The following is a 16,975-nucleotide window of genomic DNA, read 5'->3' as shown; positions in this document are numbered from 1 at the left end:
GGACCGTCGCCGCCTCGGCGGCGCCCCGATCCCTCGAGGAGCACGATCGACGGGTGACTCTCGTTCCCCCGGTCGCCGATGCGGCGTCTCATCAGCTCGCCGAGGTCGTGCGCGAACTCGCACGACTCCTCGACCGGATCGCGGATGCCGCGCTCGTCGCGCGCGGACTCGCCGACGCCGTCGACTGGCAGGCGAAGGCGGCCACGGCGTTCCACGACCGGGCCACCGCATGGGCGGGCGACGTGTCGGGGCTCACCTGCCTGACCGAGACCGTGCGGTACGACGTCGCACGCGCCCGCGAGCGCGCGGCGTTCGCGGAGTCGCTTTCCGCAGTGTTGTCCGGGGCGGGACGATGAGAGACCCGTCCCCCGGGAACGACGTGTTGGCACCTGCCGTTCCCCGTCAGGACGGGGCGACGGAAGGCGGCCTGCTGGCGCCCGACCTCGTCCGTGATCCCGGACGCCTCGGTCCGAGCGAAGGACTCATCAGCCTGCTCGCCGACAACTGGCCGCGCGTCGACGACGGCCTGCAGATCCGCAGCGGCGGCGCCGTGGCGGTGGACACGGCCACCCTGTCTGCGGCCGCCGTGCGCTTCGATGCCGCTCGCGAGGAGCTCGCCGCCATCGCCGACCGCGTGCGCGCGCTGCAGGACGTGCTGCGGATGCTGCCGGCGCACACGGACGACGCGCGGGCGGCGGCATCCGCTCTCGCCGCGCAGCTGCAAACGGTGCACGAAGAGTCCGAGGAGATCGCCCGCGCGCTGCGCGAGGCGGCGTACGCCTACGAGATGGTGGAGGTCCAGGCCGAGCACCGGGCCGCCGTCCTTGCCGGCGAGGGCGCCCGCGCGGACCGCCTCGACGCGCGGATGACCGCGCTGGTAGAGCAGCATCCCGACGCCTGGCGGATGGCGCTCGACGCGGAGTTCGGGTACGCCCTCTCGTGGCCATCCGAGCTCGTGCGGCAGGCGACCCACTGGGGGGTCGGACTGGGCAGCGAGATCAACGACCCGGGCGCTGTCGTGGCGGGAGCCGGCGCCGGCCTGCTCACCCTGGGCGGCGCTGTGGCTGTCGGCCTGGCGGGCACCGGGAGGCTCCCTCGAGAGGCGAGGCTCACAGGCACGGCCGGGCCGGTGACGCTGATCCCGGTGACGCCGGCAGCACCTGGCAGTGCGGCGGGGGCGGCCGGGGTCGTAACCGCAGGCACCGCGCCTGCCGCCGGTGCCGGGGGTGCCGCGTCGCCCGGGTCGGCGGGCTCGCCGGCCTCGGTCGCGCCGCAGAGCCTGGCGGCAGCGACGGCGCGGATCCCGGGTTCGGGAGACTCGCGGGTGCGGGTCGAGCGGTACACGATGCCGGACGGCTCGCGGCAGTACGCCGTGTACATCGCCGGGATGCAGTCGGGCGCGATGGGCGGCGACGACGCATGGGACAACGCCTCGAACGTCGAGCTCTATGCCGGAAGGACGTCGGATTCGTACGCCGTGACCGAGGCGGCGCTCGCCGCGGCCGGGGCGCGGCCGGGCGAGGTGATCCACGTGTTCGGCTTCTCACAGGGCGCGATGATCGGTTCGCACCTGGCGCTCGAGGGCCTCTACGACACCCAGACGCTCGTGTCGCTGGGCTCGCCCGTCGACGCCGACGTCGGACCGGGGACGTTGAGCGTATCGGTGCGCCACTCCGACGATCCCGTCGTAGGGCTCGCCGGTGGTGGCCATGCCCAGCCGGTCGGCGCGTCCGGCAGCTTCATCGTCGAGCGGGTCTCCGACCCCGACGTCGCCGTCGACGAGGTGGGGCTGCCCGCGCACCGGCTGACCGCGTATGCCGAGACGGCGGCGCTCGTCGACGCGTCGTCCGATCCTCGGGTCGACGGCCTGCGCCACGTGTTCGACGACCTCGCGCGCGCGGATGCCGTCGATGTCACCGAGTACGCCGCGAGGCGTGATGCGGGCTGAGTCAGTCCTTGCGCGGTCGCAGGATGATGCCGAAGATCCAGTTGATCAGGGTGATGATGACCGCCGCGACGACGCCCCACCAGAAGTCCTCGACCCGCAGGCCCCAGTTCCACCAGTGCGTGAGCCAGGCCGTGAGCCACAGCAGGAACGCGTTGATGAGGAGGCCGATCAGCCCCAGCGTGAGGATGTAGAGCGGGAACGCCAGCACCTTGATGACGGTGCCGATGATCGTGTTCACGAGCGCGAAGATCACCGCGACGATGAGCAGCGTCAGCACCAGCTGAAGCGTCCCTCCCGGCGGGAACGGCACGACGAAGACCTGGAGCGCAGGGATCAGGGTGACGACCCAGATCGCGAACGCGTTGATGACGACGCGGATGAGGAAGCCCATGGTCCGCCCAGTCTTCCATGACGCGCGCCCGCGTCCAACGAGAATCGCGAGCCGAGACGCGGCCTCCCTACCGCTCGTAGACTCGGGACCGTGACCGACGCTCCCGAGATCCCCGTCCGCGTGCGCCCCGAGGTCGCCGCGCTGCCGCCGTACAAGCAGGGCCGGCAGGCCGGCGCCGAGGCGTTCAAGCTGTCGAGCAACGAGAACCCGTTCGACCCGCTGCCGGGCGTGCTCGAGCGCGTGCAGGCGGCGACAGCGCTCAACAGATACCCGGACGCCAGCGCCGCGCGGCTGCGCGAGCGCCTCGCCGAGCGCTTCGCCGTCGGTGCCGACGCGATCCACATCGGCGCCGGCAGCGTCTCGATCCTCGCCCAGCTCGTGCTGGCGACATCCGGCCCGGGCGACGAGGTCATCTACGCGTGGCGCTCGTTCGAGGCCTACCCCTGGCTCGCGGTGGTCGCCGGTGCCACGGCCGTGCAGGTGCCGCTCGCCGCGGGCGCCCGCCACGACCTCGACGCGATGGCAGCCGCGATCACCGACCGCACGCGCGCCATCATCGTGTGCAGCCCCAACAACCCGACCGGCCCCATCGTCACGCAGGCCGAGTTCGACGGGTTCGTCGCCCGCGTGCCCGCCGACGTGCTCGTGATCCTCGACGAGGCGTACTCCGAGTTCGTCACCGATACCGACGCCGTCGACGGTGCCCGGGTGCTCGCGACCGGCAGCCACCCCAACGTCGTGGTGCTCCGCACCTTCTCCAAGGCGTACGGCCTCGCCGCGCTCCGGGTCGGCTATGCCGTCGGCCACCCGCGCGTCCTCGACGCGGCCCGCAGCACCGCGATCCCGCTGTCCGTCACCGCCCACGCCGAGGAGGCGGCGCTCGCGAGCCTCGACGCCGAGGACGAGCTGCTCGAGCGCGTCCGCGTCATCGCCGAGCGTCGCGACGGGCTCGCGGACGGCCTCCGCCGGGCCGGCTGGAACGTCCCGGAGGCGCAGGGCAACTTCGTGTGGCTGCCGGCCGGTGACGAGACCGCGACCTTCGCCGCCGCCTTCGAGGAAGCAGGCCTGATCGTCCGTCCGTTCGCCGGCGACGGCATCCGGATCTCCGTCGGCGAAGAGGAATCTGTCGAGAAGGTCCTAGGGATTGCAGCATCCGTTGTGAAGAACCTCCCGGAAGGGCACGCAGGAGTGCGGGCTAGCGTAGAACGGTGACCCCGCCTGAAGACTTGGTGACGACTGGCGCCACGGCACCTTCGGAAACCACCGTGCCCGAAGACCCCGCTCTCATCCGCTTCCTGGAAGCGGACGGCACCTTCGCCCCGACCCCCGCCGCCGAGCGCTATCGCGCCGCCGTCGACGCGCTGAGCGACGCCGACCTCGAGACGTTCTACCGTGACATGGCCGTCATCCGCGCGTTCGACGTGCAGGCGACGAACCTCCAGCGCCAGGGCCAGCTGGCCCTCTGGCCGCCGAGCTACGGCCAGGAGGCCGCGCAGGTGGGTTCCGCGCGGGCGGCGCGTCCGCAGGACCACATCTTCCCGTCCTACCGCGAGCACGTCGTGACGAAGATCCGCGGCGTCGACCCGATCGACATCATCCGCGTGATGCGCGGACTGACGCACGGCGGGTGGGACCCGACCGACCCGAAGAACGGCAACACCCACATCTACACGCTCGTCCTCGGCTCGCAGACGCTGCATGCGACCGGGTTCGGCATGGGGCTGGTCTTCGACGGCCGGTGCGGCACCGGCGACCCCGACCGCGACGAGGCCGTCATCGTCTACTACGGCGACGGCGCGTCGAGCCAGGGCGACGTCCACGAGGCGATGGTCTTCGCCGCGAGCTATCAGACCCCCGAGGTCTTCTTCCTGCAGAACAACCAGTGGGCCATCTCGGTGCCCGTCTCGACGCAGTCGCGCTCGCCGCTGTACAAGCGCGGCGAGGGATACGGGATGCCGAGCGCGCTGATCGACGGCAACGACGTCCTCGCGAGCTGGGCCGTCACACGGGCGGCGCTCGACGAGGCGCGCGCGGGCGGCGGTCCGCAGGCGATCGAGGCCATGACCTACCGGCTCGGCGCGCACACGACGAGCGACGATCCCACGAAGTACCGGCCGTCGAGCGAGGAGGAGGCGTGGCGTCGCCGCGATCCGCTCGCACGCATGAAGGCCTTCCTGCTCACCCGGGGCGCGTCGGAGTCGTTCTTCGCCGACGTGGATGCCGAGGCGGACGCTCTCGCCGACGACATCCGCACCCGCACCAACGCGCTGGGCGGACTCGAGGCCGACGACATCTTCGCCCACGTGTACTCCGAGCCCCATCCGCTCATGGACGAGCAGCGGCAGTGGCTCGCCGGATACGAGGCATCCTTCGAGGGAGGCGCATCGTGACCGACACCCGGCCGCCCCGCGAACGAGGCACGAGCGAGACGAAACGCGCCGAGCCCGCCGTGAACCCCGTGCCCGAGGCATCCGCCACGCAGACGATGCCGCTCAGCCGGGCGATCAACGCCGGTCTGCGTGCGTCTCTCGCCGGCAGCGACCGCGTGCTGCTCATGGGCGAGGACATCGGCAAGCTCGGCGGCGTCTTCCGCATCACCGAAGGGCTGCAGGCCGAGTTCGGCGAGCGCCGCGTGATCGACAGCCCGCTCGCCGAGTCCGGACTCGTCGGCACTGCGATCGGGCTGGCGCTCGCCGGATTCCGCCCGGTCGTCGAGATCCAGTTCGACGGGTTCGTCTTCCCCGCGTTCGACCAGATCACCTCGCAGCTGGCCAAGATGACGAACCGCCTCGAGGGCGCGGTGCAGATGCCCGTCGTGATCCGCATCCCGTACGGCGGGCACATCGGGGCCATCGAGCACCATCAGGAGAGCCCCGAGGCGTACTTCACGCACACCCCAGGCCTGCGGGTCGTGAGCCCGTCGACGCCGAACGACGGGTACTGGATGATCCAGGACGCGATCGCCTCGGCCGATCCGGTGATCTTCCTCGAGCCGAAGAGCAAGTACTGGCAGAAGGGCGAGGTCGACACCTCCGCCCGCGCCCTGCCGCTGCACGCGTCGCGCATCGTCCGCCGCGGCACCGACGTCACCCTCGTCGGCCACGGCGCCATGGTCACGACGATGCTGCAGGCCGCCGTGCTGGCCGAGGTCGAGGGCATCAGCATCGAGGTCGTCGACCTGCGCTCACTGTCGCCCGTGGACTACGGCCCGATCCTCGAGTCCGTGCGCCGCACCGGTCGCATGGTCTACGCGCAGGAGGCCCCGGGCTTCACGTCGCTCGGCTCTGAGGTCGCGGCGACCGTGATGGAGCGTGCGTTCTACGCGCTCGAGGCTCCGGTGCTGCGCGTGTCGGGCTTCGACGCCCCGTTCCCCCCGGCCAAGCTCGAAGGCGTCTTCCTGCCCGACGCTGACCGCATCCTCGAGGCCGTCGACCGGTCCCTCGCCTACTGAGAGGGAGCCGGTCGTTGAGCGAGCGAGGAACGAGGGAGACGAAACGTCTGCGCCTGGCGTATCGGTTCGGTTCGGCGCGTTTCGTCTCGGTCGCTGGCGCTCCCTCGCTCAACGACCGAGGAATCTTCTCCCGGTCGTTGAGCGAGCGAGGAACGAGGGAGACGAAACGTCTGCGCCTGGCGTATCGGTTCGGTTCGGCGCGTTTCGTCTCGGTCGCTGGCGCTCCCTCGCTCAACGACCGAGGAATCTTCTCCCGGTCGTTGAGCGAGCGAGGAACGAGCGAGACGAAACGCCTGCGCGCGGCCGGAACGTCACGCGCGTTTCGTCTCGCAAGCTCGCTCAACGACCGGGTCTTTCGAAAGGACACTCCATGAGCACCCAGACGTTCGTTCTCCCCGATGTCGGCGAAGGCCTCACCGAAGCCGAGATCGTCCAGTGGCGCGTCGGCCCGGGCGACACCGTCGCGGTCAACGACGTGCTCGTCGAGATCGAGACGGCGAAGTCGCTGGTCGAGCTGCCCTCGCCGTTCGCCGGCACCGTCGGCGAGCTGCTGGCCGTCGAGGGCGCGACGGTGAACGTCGGCTCGGCGATCATCACGATCGCCTCGACGACGGATGCCGCCGCCCCGGCCACCGTCGGACAGTCCGAGCACGGGCAGCCCGCCGAGCCCGCCGAGGGCGAGGGAGCGGTGCTCGTCGGGTACGGCACTGGCGGTCAGGTGCAGTCCCGGCGGCGCAAGGCCGCCGTTCCCGCAGCGGAACGGGTCGCGGCATCCGTCGGCATCATCGCCAAGCCGCCGATCCGCAAGCTCGCGCGCGACCTCGGGGTGGAGCTGTCGGCCGTGGCGCCGAGCGGCCCCGCCGGCGAGGTGACCCGCGAGGACGTCGTGCGGCACGCGTCGCAGGCCAGCGTGTTCCGCAACATCGAGACGCCCGAGTGGGGCGACGTGCGCGAGGAGACCATCCCGGTCGCCGCGCCGGCGCCCGCGGAGCGGCCGACTCCCGGCCCCGCCGAGGTCGCGCCATCGACGCCCGCCCCCGACGCGGCCGGTCGCGAGGAGACCATCGCCGTCCGGGGTGTGCGCAAGGCCACCTCGTCGGCGATGGTGCAGTCGGCGTACTCGGCCCCGCACGTCTCGGTGTGGACCGACGTCGACGCCACCCGCACGATGGAGCTCGTCAAGCGGCTCAAGACCTCGCCGGACTTCGCCGACACGAAGGTCTCGCCGCTCTTGATCATGGCGCGCGCCGTGATCTGGGCGGCGCGGCGCACCCCGATGGTGAACGCTGCGTGGGTGGATGCCGAAGGGGGCGCCGAGATCCGGGTGCGGCGGTACGTCAACCTCGGGATCGCCGCGGCGACGCCGCGCGGCCTCCTCGTGCCGAACATCAAGGATGCACAGGACCTGTCGATGCGCGAGCTGGCCCGGGCGCTCGAGAGGCTCACCCTCACGGCGCGGGAGGGTAAGACGACTCCAGCCGACCAGCACGGGGGAACGATCACGATCACGAATATCGGCGTGTTCGGCATGGACGCCGGGACTCCGATCATCAACCCGGGCGAGGCGGGCATCGTGGCACTGGGCACGATCCGGCAGAAGCCCTGGGTCGTCGACGGCGAGGTCCGGCCGCGCTGGGTGACCACCGTCGCCGGCTCGTTCGATCACCGCGTGGTCGACGGAGACGGGATGTCGCGCTTCATCGCCGACGTGGCGTCGATCCTCGAGGAGCCGGCGCTGCTCCTGGACTGACCTCCTTCGGCGGAACCCGCCTCAGCCGTCGATGCGCCGAGGCGTCTCTGCGGCGGGGGCCCGGTGCGCGGCGCGCAGCAGGGACGCCGGCGCGAGGGAGCGCGGGCGACCGAGGATCAGCAGCAGCGCGATCGCGAACAGCCCGCCCATCGTGCCCGCCATGATGTCGGCCATCGTGTCGTCGAGCCCGCCCTGGGCGACGGTGCCGATGAGCCGGTCGCTCGCGAACTCGCAGATCTCCCACGCGGCGGCGAAAGCCATCGCGGTCAGCTGGATGACGGCCAGAGCGAACCACGCGGGGAACGGGGCGTTCACCCGCTCCTCCATGCGCCGCACCCACAGCATCCCGAGCCACGCGAGCATCACGCCGGAGTCGAAGTGGATGAGGGTGTCCCAGTCGGCGATCGCGACGTAGACGTTCAGCGCGCTGCCCGCGTACGGGCCCAGCGTGATGAAGATCACGTAGTGCAGCTGAAACGCGCGGGGCAGCGTCGTGCGGAAGACGAGCTCGGCGGCGGCAGGCGCCCACATCGACAGGACGAGCAGCACCGTGAGCAGCATCTGCGCCGGCAGACCGGCCGCAGACAGCACCAGGGCGACGACGAGGGCTCCCGCCTGGAACGGGAGGGCGAGCAGCAGCGAGCGGCGGACGACCTGCGGGAGCACGGGACCGACGCTATCAGCGGGTCCGGTCGCGTGAACGGGTGAGGTTTGAGAACGATTCTCATTAGCGTTAGAGTCGTTGACATGACCTCGTTGCGACGCTCCCTGCCTGTGCTCGGCCTGACGGCGGCATCCGCCCTCGTCCTCGCGGGATGCGCGGGCACCGCGGCGGGCGGCGACGACGACGCCGAGGGCCGGCTCTCGGTCGTCGCATCCACCAACGTCTACGGGCAGATCGCCGCCGAGGTCGGCGGCGACCTGGTCGACGTCACCTCGATCGTGACCAACGAGTCGCAGGACCCGCACTCGTTCGAGCCCAGCGCCCGCGACCAGCTCACGGTCTCGAAGGCCGACCTCGTCATCGAGAACGGCGGCGGCTACGACGCCTTCGTCGATGCGCTCATCGAGTCCAGCGGCACGGATGCGCCGGTCGTCACCGCCGTCGAGTACTCGCACGACTGGCCCGACAACCCCGGTCACGCCGACCCGCCCGCCGCGGACGAGACCGGCAGCGACGAGACGGATGCCGCGACCGACGACGCCGCGACGGAGGACGCCGAGGAGCACGCGACCGACGACGCCGCGACGGAAGCCGCCGACGATCACGCGACCGACGACGCCGCGACGGAAGCCGCCGACGATCACGCGACCGAGGACGCCGAGGCGCACACCGACGAGGCCGACGACCACGGTCACGATCACGTCGAGGGTTTCAACGAGCACGTCTGGTACGACCCGCACACCATCGCGCACGTCGCCTCCGCGATCGCCGACGAGCTGGGTCAGCTGAGCCCCGACGACGCCGACACCTTCATCGCGAACGCCGAGGCCTTCGGCGCCGAGGTCGAGACGCTCGAGGCCTCGCTCGGCGACATCGGCGCCGCGCACGGCGGCGAGAAGGTCTTCGTCACCGAGCCGGTGCCGGTGTACCTCACCGACGCCGCCGGACTCGAGAATTCGACGCCCGAGGCGTTCAGCGAGGCCGTCGAAGAGGGGCAGGATGTCGCGCCCGCGACCCTCCTCGAATCCCTGGCGCTCGTGCGCGACGGCGGAGTGAGCGTCGTGATCACGAACACGCAGACGGGCGGGGCGGAGACGCAGGAGATCGTAGGCGAGGCCGACGGCCTCGGCATCCCGGTGATCGCGTTTTCGGAAACGCTCCCCGAGGGGGAGACTTACATCTCGTGGATGCAGGCGAACATCGAGGCGCTGAACACGGCGCTGCAGGCGTGACACCGGCGTCGGCCCACCCCGATCGGCGGGTGGTACTGAGCATCCGGGATGCGGCGCTGCAGCGCGGGGATCGCGAGCTCTGGGCCGGCCTCGACCTCGACGTGCGCGCCGGTGAGCTGATCGCCGTGCTCGGACCCAGCGGGTCGGGCAAGACAACGCTGCTGCGGGCGATCCTCGGGCTCGAGCCGCTGTCCCGCGGCGAGATCACCGTCGAGGGCGCGCCGGTCGAGGGTCACGGCAGCCGCCGCATCGGCTACATCCCGCAGGCCAGGCCGCTGCCGCGCGACACGTCGCTGCGCGGCCGCGACCTCGTGGCCCTCGGTGTCGACGGCCACCGCTTCGGGCTGCCCATCCCGCGCCGCGGCGATCGCGCCCGCATCGACGCTCTCATCGACGCCGTCGGGGCGCGCGAGTTCGCCGACCGGCCGGTCGGACAACTCTCGGGCGGCGAGCAGCAGCGCCTGCGCGCCGGCCAGGCGCTCGCCGACGACCCGCCGCTGCTGCTGTGCGACGAGCCGCTCACGAGCCTCGACCTCGCGAACCAGCAGGCCGTCATCGGTCTCATCGACCGGCATCGCCGGGACAAGGATGCCGCGGTCGTGCTCGTGACGCACGACATCAACCCGCTCCTGGGCAAGGTCGACCGTATCCTGTACATCGCGAACGGCCGCTTCACGCTGGGGACGCCGCAGGAGGTGCTGCGCTCCGACGTGCTCACCGCGCTTTACGGCGCGCACGTCTTCGTGCTGCGCGCCGGCGACCGCCTTGTGGTGGTCGGCGCCCCCGACGCCGAGGCCTCGCACCACCACCACGAGGGCGAGGGGGCTGCGTGAACTGGAACGACATCGCGGACGCGATGTTCGGCGGCCTGCCGTACTACGGCGAGATCCTCGCCCTGGTGGCGAACTCCGTGTGGGCGGGCGCCGTGCTGGGGCTCGTCGGCGGGCTGATCGGCGTGTTCGTCATCCAGCGCGACATGGCGTTCGCCGTCCACGGCATCAGCGAGCTGTCGTTCGCCGGCGCTGCAGCCGCGCTCCTCATCGGCTGGGACGTCGTGACGGGCTCGATCATCGGGTCTCTCATCGCGGCTGCGATCATCGGCGTGCTGGGTGCGAAGGCCCGCGACCGCAACTCGATCATCGGCGTGCTGATGCCGTTCGGGCTCGGTCTCGGCATCCTGTTCCTCTCGCTCTACGACGGGCGAAGCGCCAACCGGTTCAGCCTGCTCACGGGCCAGATCGTGTCGGTGCAGACCGGGCAGCTCGGCTGGCTGATCGGCATCGGCGCCGTCGTGCTGGTGGGCGTGCTGCTCATCTGGCGTCCGCTGCGGTTCGACTCGCTCGATCCGCAGTCGGCGGCGGCGCGCGGTGTGCCGACCACGGCGGTCTCGCTCGCCTTCATGCTGCTGCTCGGGCTCATCGTGGCCGTCGCCGTGCACATCATCGGCGCACTGCTGGTGATGGCCCTGCTGGTCACCCCCGCCGCGGCCGCCGTGCGGATCGCATCGGGCCCGCTGTCGGTGCCCCTGCTGTCGGCGCTGTTCGGCTTCGTGTCGGCGGTGGGCGGCATCCTGCTCGCGATCATGGGGACGCTCCCGGTGAGCCCGTACATCACCACCATCTCGTTCGCGATCTACGTGGTGTGCCGGGTGATCGGCGCTCGCCGCGACCGCGTCACGAGGGTCGCCACGTGATCGCCACGACCGGCCCGGCCGTTCCGCTGTCACGATCTGTGGCCGCGGCCCATAGATTGCGACAGGTGAGCGAGCGGGCCCCGCGGCGGCGGCCTGCGGGAGGCGCCCGGCCGACGTCCAGGACCCGTCGGTAGACTCGCCGCCATGGTCCAGCGCAACACCTGGCAGCGCGAACGCGTACGCGAAGCGCTCTCGGACGCCCGTGGCTTCGTGAGCGCGCAGTCGCTGCACGCCACGCTCCGCGACGAGAGCACCGGCATCGGGCTGGCGACCGTGTACCGCACCCTCGCCGGGCTCGCCGCCCAGGGCGACGCCGACTCGCTGCAGAGCCCCGAGGGCGAGGCGCTCTACCGCGCGTGCACGAGCACCGGCCACCACCACCATCTGATCTGCCGCTCCTGCGGGCTGACCGTCGAGATCGAGGCGACCGACGTCGAGCAGTGGGCCAAGCGCACGGCCGAGCGCCATGGATTCCGCGACGCCGAGCACGTCGTCGACATCTTCGGACTCTGCGCGAGCTGCGCCGCGGCCCGGGACGCCGAGCGTGACGCGAACTGACCCCGCGCTTCGACGAGCTCAGGGATCGGCCTCGCGGGGTTCGGCAGCCGAGCTCGGCGACGGGCGCCGCCACCGCTCCCCGGGTTCAGCCCCCGGGCCGTCGTCACAGGCACGCGCTGCGCTGTGGCTGGGCGTGGGGCTCGCCCTCGTCGCAGGCCTCTTCCTCATCGACTGGCTCGCGCCCGCGCTGTTCCCGGCATCCCTCTCCACCCGTGCGCAGGACGGGCTCACACTCGCCATCAGTGTGCTCATCGAGTCGCTGCCCTTCGTGGCGCTGGGCGTGGTGCTGTCGATCGTCGTCCAGGTGTGGGTTCCCCCGGGGGTCATCGAGCGATGGATGCCGCGCCGCGCGTGGGCGCGCCGCGCGGTGCTGTCGCTGCTGGGCATGATCGTGCCGGTGTGCGAATGCGGCAACGTGCCGTTCGCGCGCGGCCTGCTCATGCGCGGGTTCTCGGTGCCCGAGACGCTGACGTTCCTGATCGCGGCGCCGATCGTGAATCCCATCGTGATCCTGACGACGCACCAGGCGTTCGGGTTCAGCGACGGCATCCTCGTCGCGCGCATTCTCGGCGGATACGCGATCGCGAACCTGATCGGATGGCTGTACTCGCGGCATCCGTCTCCCGACGCCCTCCTCACCGACCGCTTCCGCGACACATGCGAGCTCGTCTTCCACGAGCCCGGCGGCAAGTGGCGGCGCACGCTCGCGCAGTTCGTGATCGAGCTGCGCGCGGTCATGCCGGCGCTCATCATCGGCTCGGCGCTCGCCGGGGCGGTGCAGGTGCTCATCCCGCGCGACGCGCTGCTCGCGATCGGCTCGAACCCGGCGCTCTCGATCGTCGCGATGATGGCCCTCGCGATGGTGGTCTCGATCTGCTCGAACGTCGACGCGTTCTTCGCGCTGTCGTTCGCCTCGACGTTCACCCCCGGGTCGATCGTCGCGTTCCTGCTGGTCGGGCCGCTCGTCGACGTCAAGATGCTGGCCCTCATGCGCACGACCTTCACGTGGCGCACCCTCGGCGGCATCGTCGTCGTGGTGGTGCTGTCGGCGTTCGCGATCGGGACGGCGGTGAACCTCCTTGCGTAACGCCGGATTCGTCGGCACGCGGTGGCTCGGGGTCGGGCTGGCCGCAGCCCTCGCCGTGGTCACCATCTCGCTCGCGGTCACCGATCGGCTCGCGCTGTACATCAACCCCGACTCGACCTGGTTCGCCGTCTCGATGGCCGTGCTCGTGCTCGTCGGCGCCGTGGCGTCGTTCGCGCTGCCCCTGGGTGCCGAGGCCGACCATGGCCACGACCACGGCGACGGTTCTGCGGAGGCTCGAGACGTTTCGACTCGCTTCGCTCGCTCAACGACCGGGGCTGAAGGTGGGGCCGAGCGCGTTTCGACTCGCTTCGCTCGCTCAACGACCGGGGCTGAAGGCGAGGCCGGGGGCGTTTCCTCACGCTCCGCGCGCTCGACCGGAAGTCCGGTCGTTGAGCGAGCGAGGAACGAGCGAGACGAAACGCTCGAGCCGACGCCCGACCCCGGCCAGGCGCACCACGACGCTGCGCACGACGAACACGCGCACCGCAGCCATCCGCTCGGTGTCGCGGCCACCGTGCTCGGCGGGGTCGCCGCCTCGGGGGTGGTCGTGCTGACGCTGGTGCTGCCGCCCGCGTCGCTGTCGGCCGAGCTCGCGATGTCGCGCGACGTGGGGGCGACGCCGTTGTTCGGCGGGGCCGACACCGTGCAGCTCGCCTCCACCGGCGACACCGCCTCGTTCGGGGTCGGCGACTGGGCGACCGTGTTCGCGACCGCGACCAATCCGGACGCCTTCGACGGCGACACGGTCGAGCTCACCGGATTCGTCACTCCGGGCGACGACGGCGCCTTCGACCTGACGCGCCTGATCATCACGCACTGCGTCATCGACGCGCAACCCGCGAGCCTGCCGATCGTGGGCGCCGCGCCGTCGCCCGACACCGGGCAGTGGGTGACCATCACCGGCACGGTCCGCTCCTCGTCGGACGGACGTCTCGTGGTCGACGCGGCCGACATCGCGGAGATCGCCGAACCCGAGGACCCGTATGAGTACTGACGCCTCCCCGCGGCGCACGCGGTCCCGGCGTCGTCGAGGCCGCGCCTTCGTCGTGACGTTCGGCGTCGTGGTGGGCCTGCTCGCGGTGCTCGGCCTGGCCGGTGCCGCGGCCAGCGTCGCGCAGGGGCCGCGGGTCACCGATGCGTACGTGGATCCCGCGGCCGCGGCGGCGGCATCCGGGTCCCGTCTCATCGTGACGACCACCCAGTCGCTCGCCGAGATCGACCCGTCGCAGGTGACGATCACGCCGGCGACGCCGTTCGCCGTCGACACGTCGGGCCGGAGCGTCGGAATCAGGTTCACCCTGCCGCTCTGGGACGACACGGAGTACACCGTCACCATCGACGGCGTCGCCTCGCTCGGGGGCGGACCGGCCGCGACGATCACCGACAGCTTCCGCACGCCGCCGGCCCAGGTGTTCCTGCTGCAGCGCGGCACGAACGACGGCGACCTGATCTATCGCACCGACCTGACCGGCCAGAACGCCGTGCCGGTGTTCCGGCATCCGCACATCGAGGACTTCCGCGCCACCGGCGCGCATCTCGTGGTGTCGGTGCGCACCGACGACGACGAGGCCGGACTCATCGTCGCCGACCTCGACGGCGAGCACGCGCGCGAACTGCCCCTGCCGGTGGAAGACGGCGGGGACGGCTACGTGTCGAACCTGCAGAGTGCCGACCGCGGTGAGCGCATCGGCTACACCTTCTCGGACGCCCATCTCGACGCCGATTCCGGCCGCGAGAGCCGTCTGTTCACCGCCTCGCTCGGAGACCCCGACGCGGACCCCGTGGCGATCGAGGTCGAGGGCGCCGATCCCCGCGTGGCGGAATGGCGCTTCGTGCCCGACACCGACAGCATCCTGCAGCTGTCTTTCGACGGCTCACTGCTGCTGACCGGATCGGATGCCGCCGCCGGCGCCCCGACCGCATTGGGCGCGGCGATCGCCATCGACGGCATCGCGCGCGGGTCGAGCGAGGCCGTCGTCGACCGGGTCGACCAATCCGCGGTCATCGACCTCACCGACGCGAGCGAGCAGCCGCTGGTGACCCCGGACGCCGACCTCGGCGGCACGAGCTCGGTGACGCCGCTCCCCGACGGGTCGACCATCCGGACGGCGGCGGTGCTCGACGGCGACGCGATGCCGACCGGGCGCACGTCCGTCGCCCGCGTGGCTGCGGACGGTGCGACGACCATGCTCACCGAGATCGGCGAGACGGATGCCGTGATCCAGGTCTGCGTGTCGCCCAGCGCGCGCTACGTCGCGCTGCTGGTGGCGCCGGATGCCGTCTCGAATGCCTACGACACCTACCAGCTGCCGCTCCCCACGCGACCCGAGACGCGGATCCTCCAGGTCGCCGATGGCGAGCCCGTGGTCGCCCTCAACGGCGCGGCGATCTCGTGGTGCCAGGTGCCGCCCCGCTGACAGCTTCAGGCGAACGTCAGCCACGGCATCCGCTCTGGGCTGAAGCCCGGTGAACCGAATCAGCGGGCGTGGTGGAGGGGGATCAGGACGGGGTCCCCTGGGCATCGCCACCGGCGGCGGGCGCCGCAGCCTTCGGTGCGGCGGGCACGGGGATCCTCGACGGCAGGCCGGTCGACAGCAGGAGCCCGAGCACCGTCAGCGCGAAGACGAAGAACAGCGACTGGCGGAGCGACTCGACCTGCGTGTCGGCGTAGAGGCGGGCGACCTCGGCCGCGGCGTCCGGGTCGGCACCGGCATCCGTCAAGAGATCCTCGGCCTGCTGCTCGGAGATGATGGGCGCGCCCTTCGATGCGCTCGCCACGACCTGTTCGCGCACGTCGTCGGGAAGCGTCGTGCTCTGCTGCACCGCAGCAGTGAACCCCGAGGTGAGCAGCAGGATGAACACGGATCCCACGATCGCCGTGCCGAACGACGAGCCGAGGTTCTGGAACGTGCCCTGCAGGCCGCCGACCTCTGAGGTGTCTGACTGCTCCACCGCCGACATGTTGACGTTGCCCAGCTGCGAGGCGAGCAGGCCGAAACCGGCGCCGACCACGAACATGCCCGTGGCGAACAGCCAGTCCGCGAGCTCCGGCTGCACGGCGACGAACACCAGCAGCACCCCCAAGCCGAGGGTGAGCTGTCCGATGCGGCCGAGATTCCGGGCCGAACGGACCGTCGAAAGCCGCGAACCGAGCACCGAGAAGAGGATGAGTCCGAGCGACAGCGGCAGGATCTTCAACCCCGTCTGCAGGGCGTCGAAGCCGAGGATCGTCTGCAGGTACACCGGGATGACGAAGAAGAGCGCGGCGATCGCGAAGTACTGCGCCATGAACATCGTGAGGCCGCTGCGCAGCGCCGGGTTGCGCAGCAGGCTGACCTTGAGGAGCGGCACCCGGCCGGTGCGCTCGAGCTGCTGCTGGCGTTTCACGAACAGCCACAGCACGACGATCGACAGCAGGATCATGTAGGCGACGGGCGAGATGCCGAGCGGGGCGAACGGCTCGCCGTTGATCACGGGAGGATCCAGCGGCTCGAACCAGCCCCACGTCTTGCTCTGCAGGATGCCGTAAACGAGGAGCGCGAGGCCCAGGGCCGACAGCACGACGCTCAGCAGGTCGATGCGCAGCGTGCGGTCGCCGGGCACGTCCTTGATGCGCCCCGACACGATCAGCACGAGCGTCATCACGATCGCCTCCGCGACGAAGACGTAGCGCCACGACGAGTACGTGGTCACGAGTCCGCCGATGAGAGGTCCTGCCGCCGCGGCGCCGCCGGTGACGGCACCGAGTACGGCGAACGCGACGACCCGCGCGCGGCCCTCGTAGTTGATCGCCGCGAGGGCGGCGATGGCGGGGATCACGAGCACCGCGCCGAGACCCTCGACGAGCGACCACCCGATCATGAGGACGGTGAGGTTGGGGCTCAGTGCCGTCGTCAGCGAGCCGATGCCGTAGATGACGGAGCCGATCCGGAACGCAAGGCTGCGCCCCCAGCGGTCGCCGAGCTTGCCGCCGGTGAGCATGAACGCCGCCATCGTGAGCGCGTAGAACGTGATGGCCGCCTGCATGCCCGAGATGTCGGTGCCGAGGTCGGCGGCGACGGTCGAGATCGAGACGTTCATCACCGTGCTGTCGAGCACCATGATGAACTGCGAGACGCTCAACAGAATGAGTGCGAACCAGTTCCCCATGCGCGAACAGTATCGCTCGCAGCAACTCCCCCGGCACCGCCGGCGCCTCGAC

16 protein-coding genes are annotated in these 16,975 nt (G+C 71.2%); 13 read left to right on the top strand and 3 right to left on the bottom strand.

All coding sequences use genetic code 11. The features are described 5' to 3' along the window. The first annotated feature begins 53 nt into the window (after window positions 1-53). Together MRBLWS13_RS12340 and MRBLWS13_RS12335 are read left to right on the top strand one after the other, a co-directional pair. Window positions 54-356 carry a hypothetical protein gene (locus tag MRBLWS13_RS12340; protein ID WP_349425658.1) on the top strand — a complete coding sequence of 101 codons (303 nt, stop codon included), beginning with the start codon at window positions 54-56 and terminating at the stop codon, window positions 354-356. Continuing rightward, window positions 353-1,948: a hypothetical protein gene (locus MRBLWS13_RS12335; RefSeq protein ID WP_349425657.1), complete on the top strand. Its 1,596-nt coding sequence runs from the start codon at window positions 353-355 to the stop codon at window positions 1,946-1,948. The genes MRBLWS13_RS12340 and MRBLWS13_RS12335 overlap by 4 nt, the downstream gene beginning before the upstream one ends. Window position 1,949: 1 nt before the next feature. Here the strand turns inward: MRBLWS13_RS12335 and MRBLWS13_RS12330 are convergent, their stop codons facing one another. Further along, a complete protein-coding gene (locus tag MRBLWS13_RS12330; RefSeq protein ID WP_349425656.1) occupies window positions 1,950-2,339 on the bottom strand; it encodes a phage holin family protein in 390 nt (129 codons plus the stop codon). A gap of 90 nt (window positions 2,340-2,429) precedes the next feature. Between MRBLWS13_RS12330 and MRBLWS13_RS12325 the strand changes: the two genes are divergently transcribed. From MRBLWS13_RS12325 to MRBLWS13_RS12310, 4 genes are all read left to right on the top strand, one after another. Further along, entirely contained in the window at window positions 2,430-3,551 is a 1,122-nt protein-coding gene (locus MRBLWS13_RS12325; RefSeq protein ID WP_349425655.1) for a histidinol-phosphate transaminase, read from the top strand. A gap of 53 nt (window positions 3,552-3,604) precedes the next feature. Then, window positions 3,605-4,729 (top strand): thiamine pyrophosphate-dependent enzyme, encoded by a 1,125-nt coding sequence (locus tag MRBLWS13_RS12320; RefSeq protein WP_349425654.1) that lies wholly within the window; start codon window positions 3,605-3,607, stop codon window positions 4,727-4,729. Window positions 4,730-4,824: 95 nt separating this feature from the next. Continuing rightward, window positions 4,825-5,790 carry an alpha-ketoacid dehydrogenase subunit beta gene (locus MRBLWS13_RS12315; protein WP_349429052.1) on the top strand — a complete coding sequence of 322 codons (966 nt, stop codon included), beginning with the start codon at window positions 4,825-4,827 and terminating at the stop codon, window positions 5,788-5,790. 370 nt (window positions 5,791-6,160) lie between these two features. Continuing rightward, the gene (locus MRBLWS13_RS12310; RefSeq protein ID WP_349425653.1) at window positions 6,161-7,540 is read left to right on the top strand and encodes a dihydrolipoamide acetyltransferase family protein; all 1,380 of its coding nucleotides are present in this window, start codon (window positions 6,161-6,163) and stop codon (window positions 7,538-7,540) included. 21 nt (window positions 7,541-7,561) lie between these two features. On the opposite strand, the gene MRBLWS13_RS12305 is transcribed toward MRBLWS13_RS12310, so the two are convergent. Further along, entirely contained in the window at window positions 7,562-8,206 is a 645-nt protein-coding gene (locus MRBLWS13_RS12305) for a hypothetical protein (protein WP_349425652.1), read from the bottom strand. 81 nt (window positions 8,207-8,287) lie between these two features. On the opposite strand from MRBLWS13_RS12305, the gene MRBLWS13_RS12300 reads away from it, so the two are divergent. The 7 genes from MRBLWS13_RS12300 to MRBLWS13_RS12270 all read left to right on the top strand — a co-directional run bounded on the left by MRBLWS13_RS12300 (window position 8,288) and on the right by MRBLWS13_RS12270 (window position 15,191). Further along, the gene (locus MRBLWS13_RS12300) at window positions 8,288-9,436 is read left to right on the top strand and encodes a zinc ABC transporter substrate-binding protein (RefSeq protein WP_349425651.1); all 1,149 of its coding nucleotides are present in this window, start codon (window positions 8,288-8,290) and stop codon (window positions 9,434-9,436) included. A gap of 29 nt (window positions 9,437-9,465) precedes the next feature. Beyond that, window positions 9,466-10,269: a metal ABC transporter ATP-binding protein gene (locus MRBLWS13_RS12295; protein ID WP_349425650.1), complete on the top strand. Its 804-nt coding sequence runs from the start codon at window positions 9,466-9,468 to the stop codon at window positions 10,267-10,269. Then, a complete protein-coding gene (locus MRBLWS13_RS12290) occupies window positions 10,266-11,129 on the top strand; it encodes a metal ABC transporter permease (protein WP_349425649.1) in 864 nt (287 codons plus the stop codon). Before MRBLWS13_RS12295 ends, MRBLWS13_RS12290 begins: the two co-directional genes overlap by 4 nt. Window positions 11,130-11,273: 144 nt before the next feature. Beyond that, window positions 11,274-11,687 (top strand): transcriptional repressor, encoded by a 414-nt coding sequence (locus tag MRBLWS13_RS12285; protein ID WP_349425648.1) that lies wholly within the window; start codon window positions 11,274-11,276, stop codon window positions 11,685-11,687. A gap of 121 nt (window positions 11,688-11,808) precedes the next feature. Continuing rightward, window positions 11,809-12,774 (top strand): permease, encoded by a 966-nt coding sequence (locus tag MRBLWS13_RS12280; RefSeq protein ID WP_349429051.1) that lies wholly within the window; start codon window positions 11,809-11,811, stop codon window positions 12,772-12,774. Further along, on the top strand, window positions 12,767-13,768 hold the full coding sequence (locus tag MRBLWS13_RS12275; protein ID WP_349425647.1) for a TIGR03943 family protein: 1,002 nt from the start codon (window positions 12,767-12,769) through the stop codon (window positions 13,766-13,768). Before MRBLWS13_RS12280 ends, MRBLWS13_RS12275 begins: the two co-directional genes overlap by 8 nt. Then, complete coding sequence (locus tag MRBLWS13_RS12270; RefSeq protein WP_349425646.1) at window positions 13,758-15,191, top strand: hypothetical protein; 1,434 nt, start codon at window positions 13,758-13,760, stop codon at window positions 15,189-15,191. The genes MRBLWS13_RS12275 and MRBLWS13_RS12270 overlap by 11 nt, the downstream gene beginning before the upstream one ends. A gap of 82 nt (window positions 15,192-15,273) precedes the next feature. Here the strand turns inward: MRBLWS13_RS12270 and MRBLWS13_RS12265 are convergent, their stop codons facing one another. Then, the gene (locus tag MRBLWS13_RS12265) at window positions 15,274-16,923 is read right to left on the bottom strand and encodes an MFS transporter (RefSeq protein WP_349425645.1); all 1,650 of its coding nucleotides are present in this window, start codon (window positions 16,921-16,923) and stop codon (window positions 15,274-15,276) included. Window positions 16,924-16,975 lie beyond the last annotated feature (52 nt).

This window comes from Microbacterium sp. LWS13-1.2, from assembly GCF_040144835.1.
In the GTDB taxonomy this organism is placed as follows: domain Bacteria; phylum Actinomycetota; class Actinomycetes; order Actinomycetales; family Microbacteriaceae; genus Microbacterium.
This window is presented reverse-complemented; position numbering and strand designations above follow the sequence as displayed.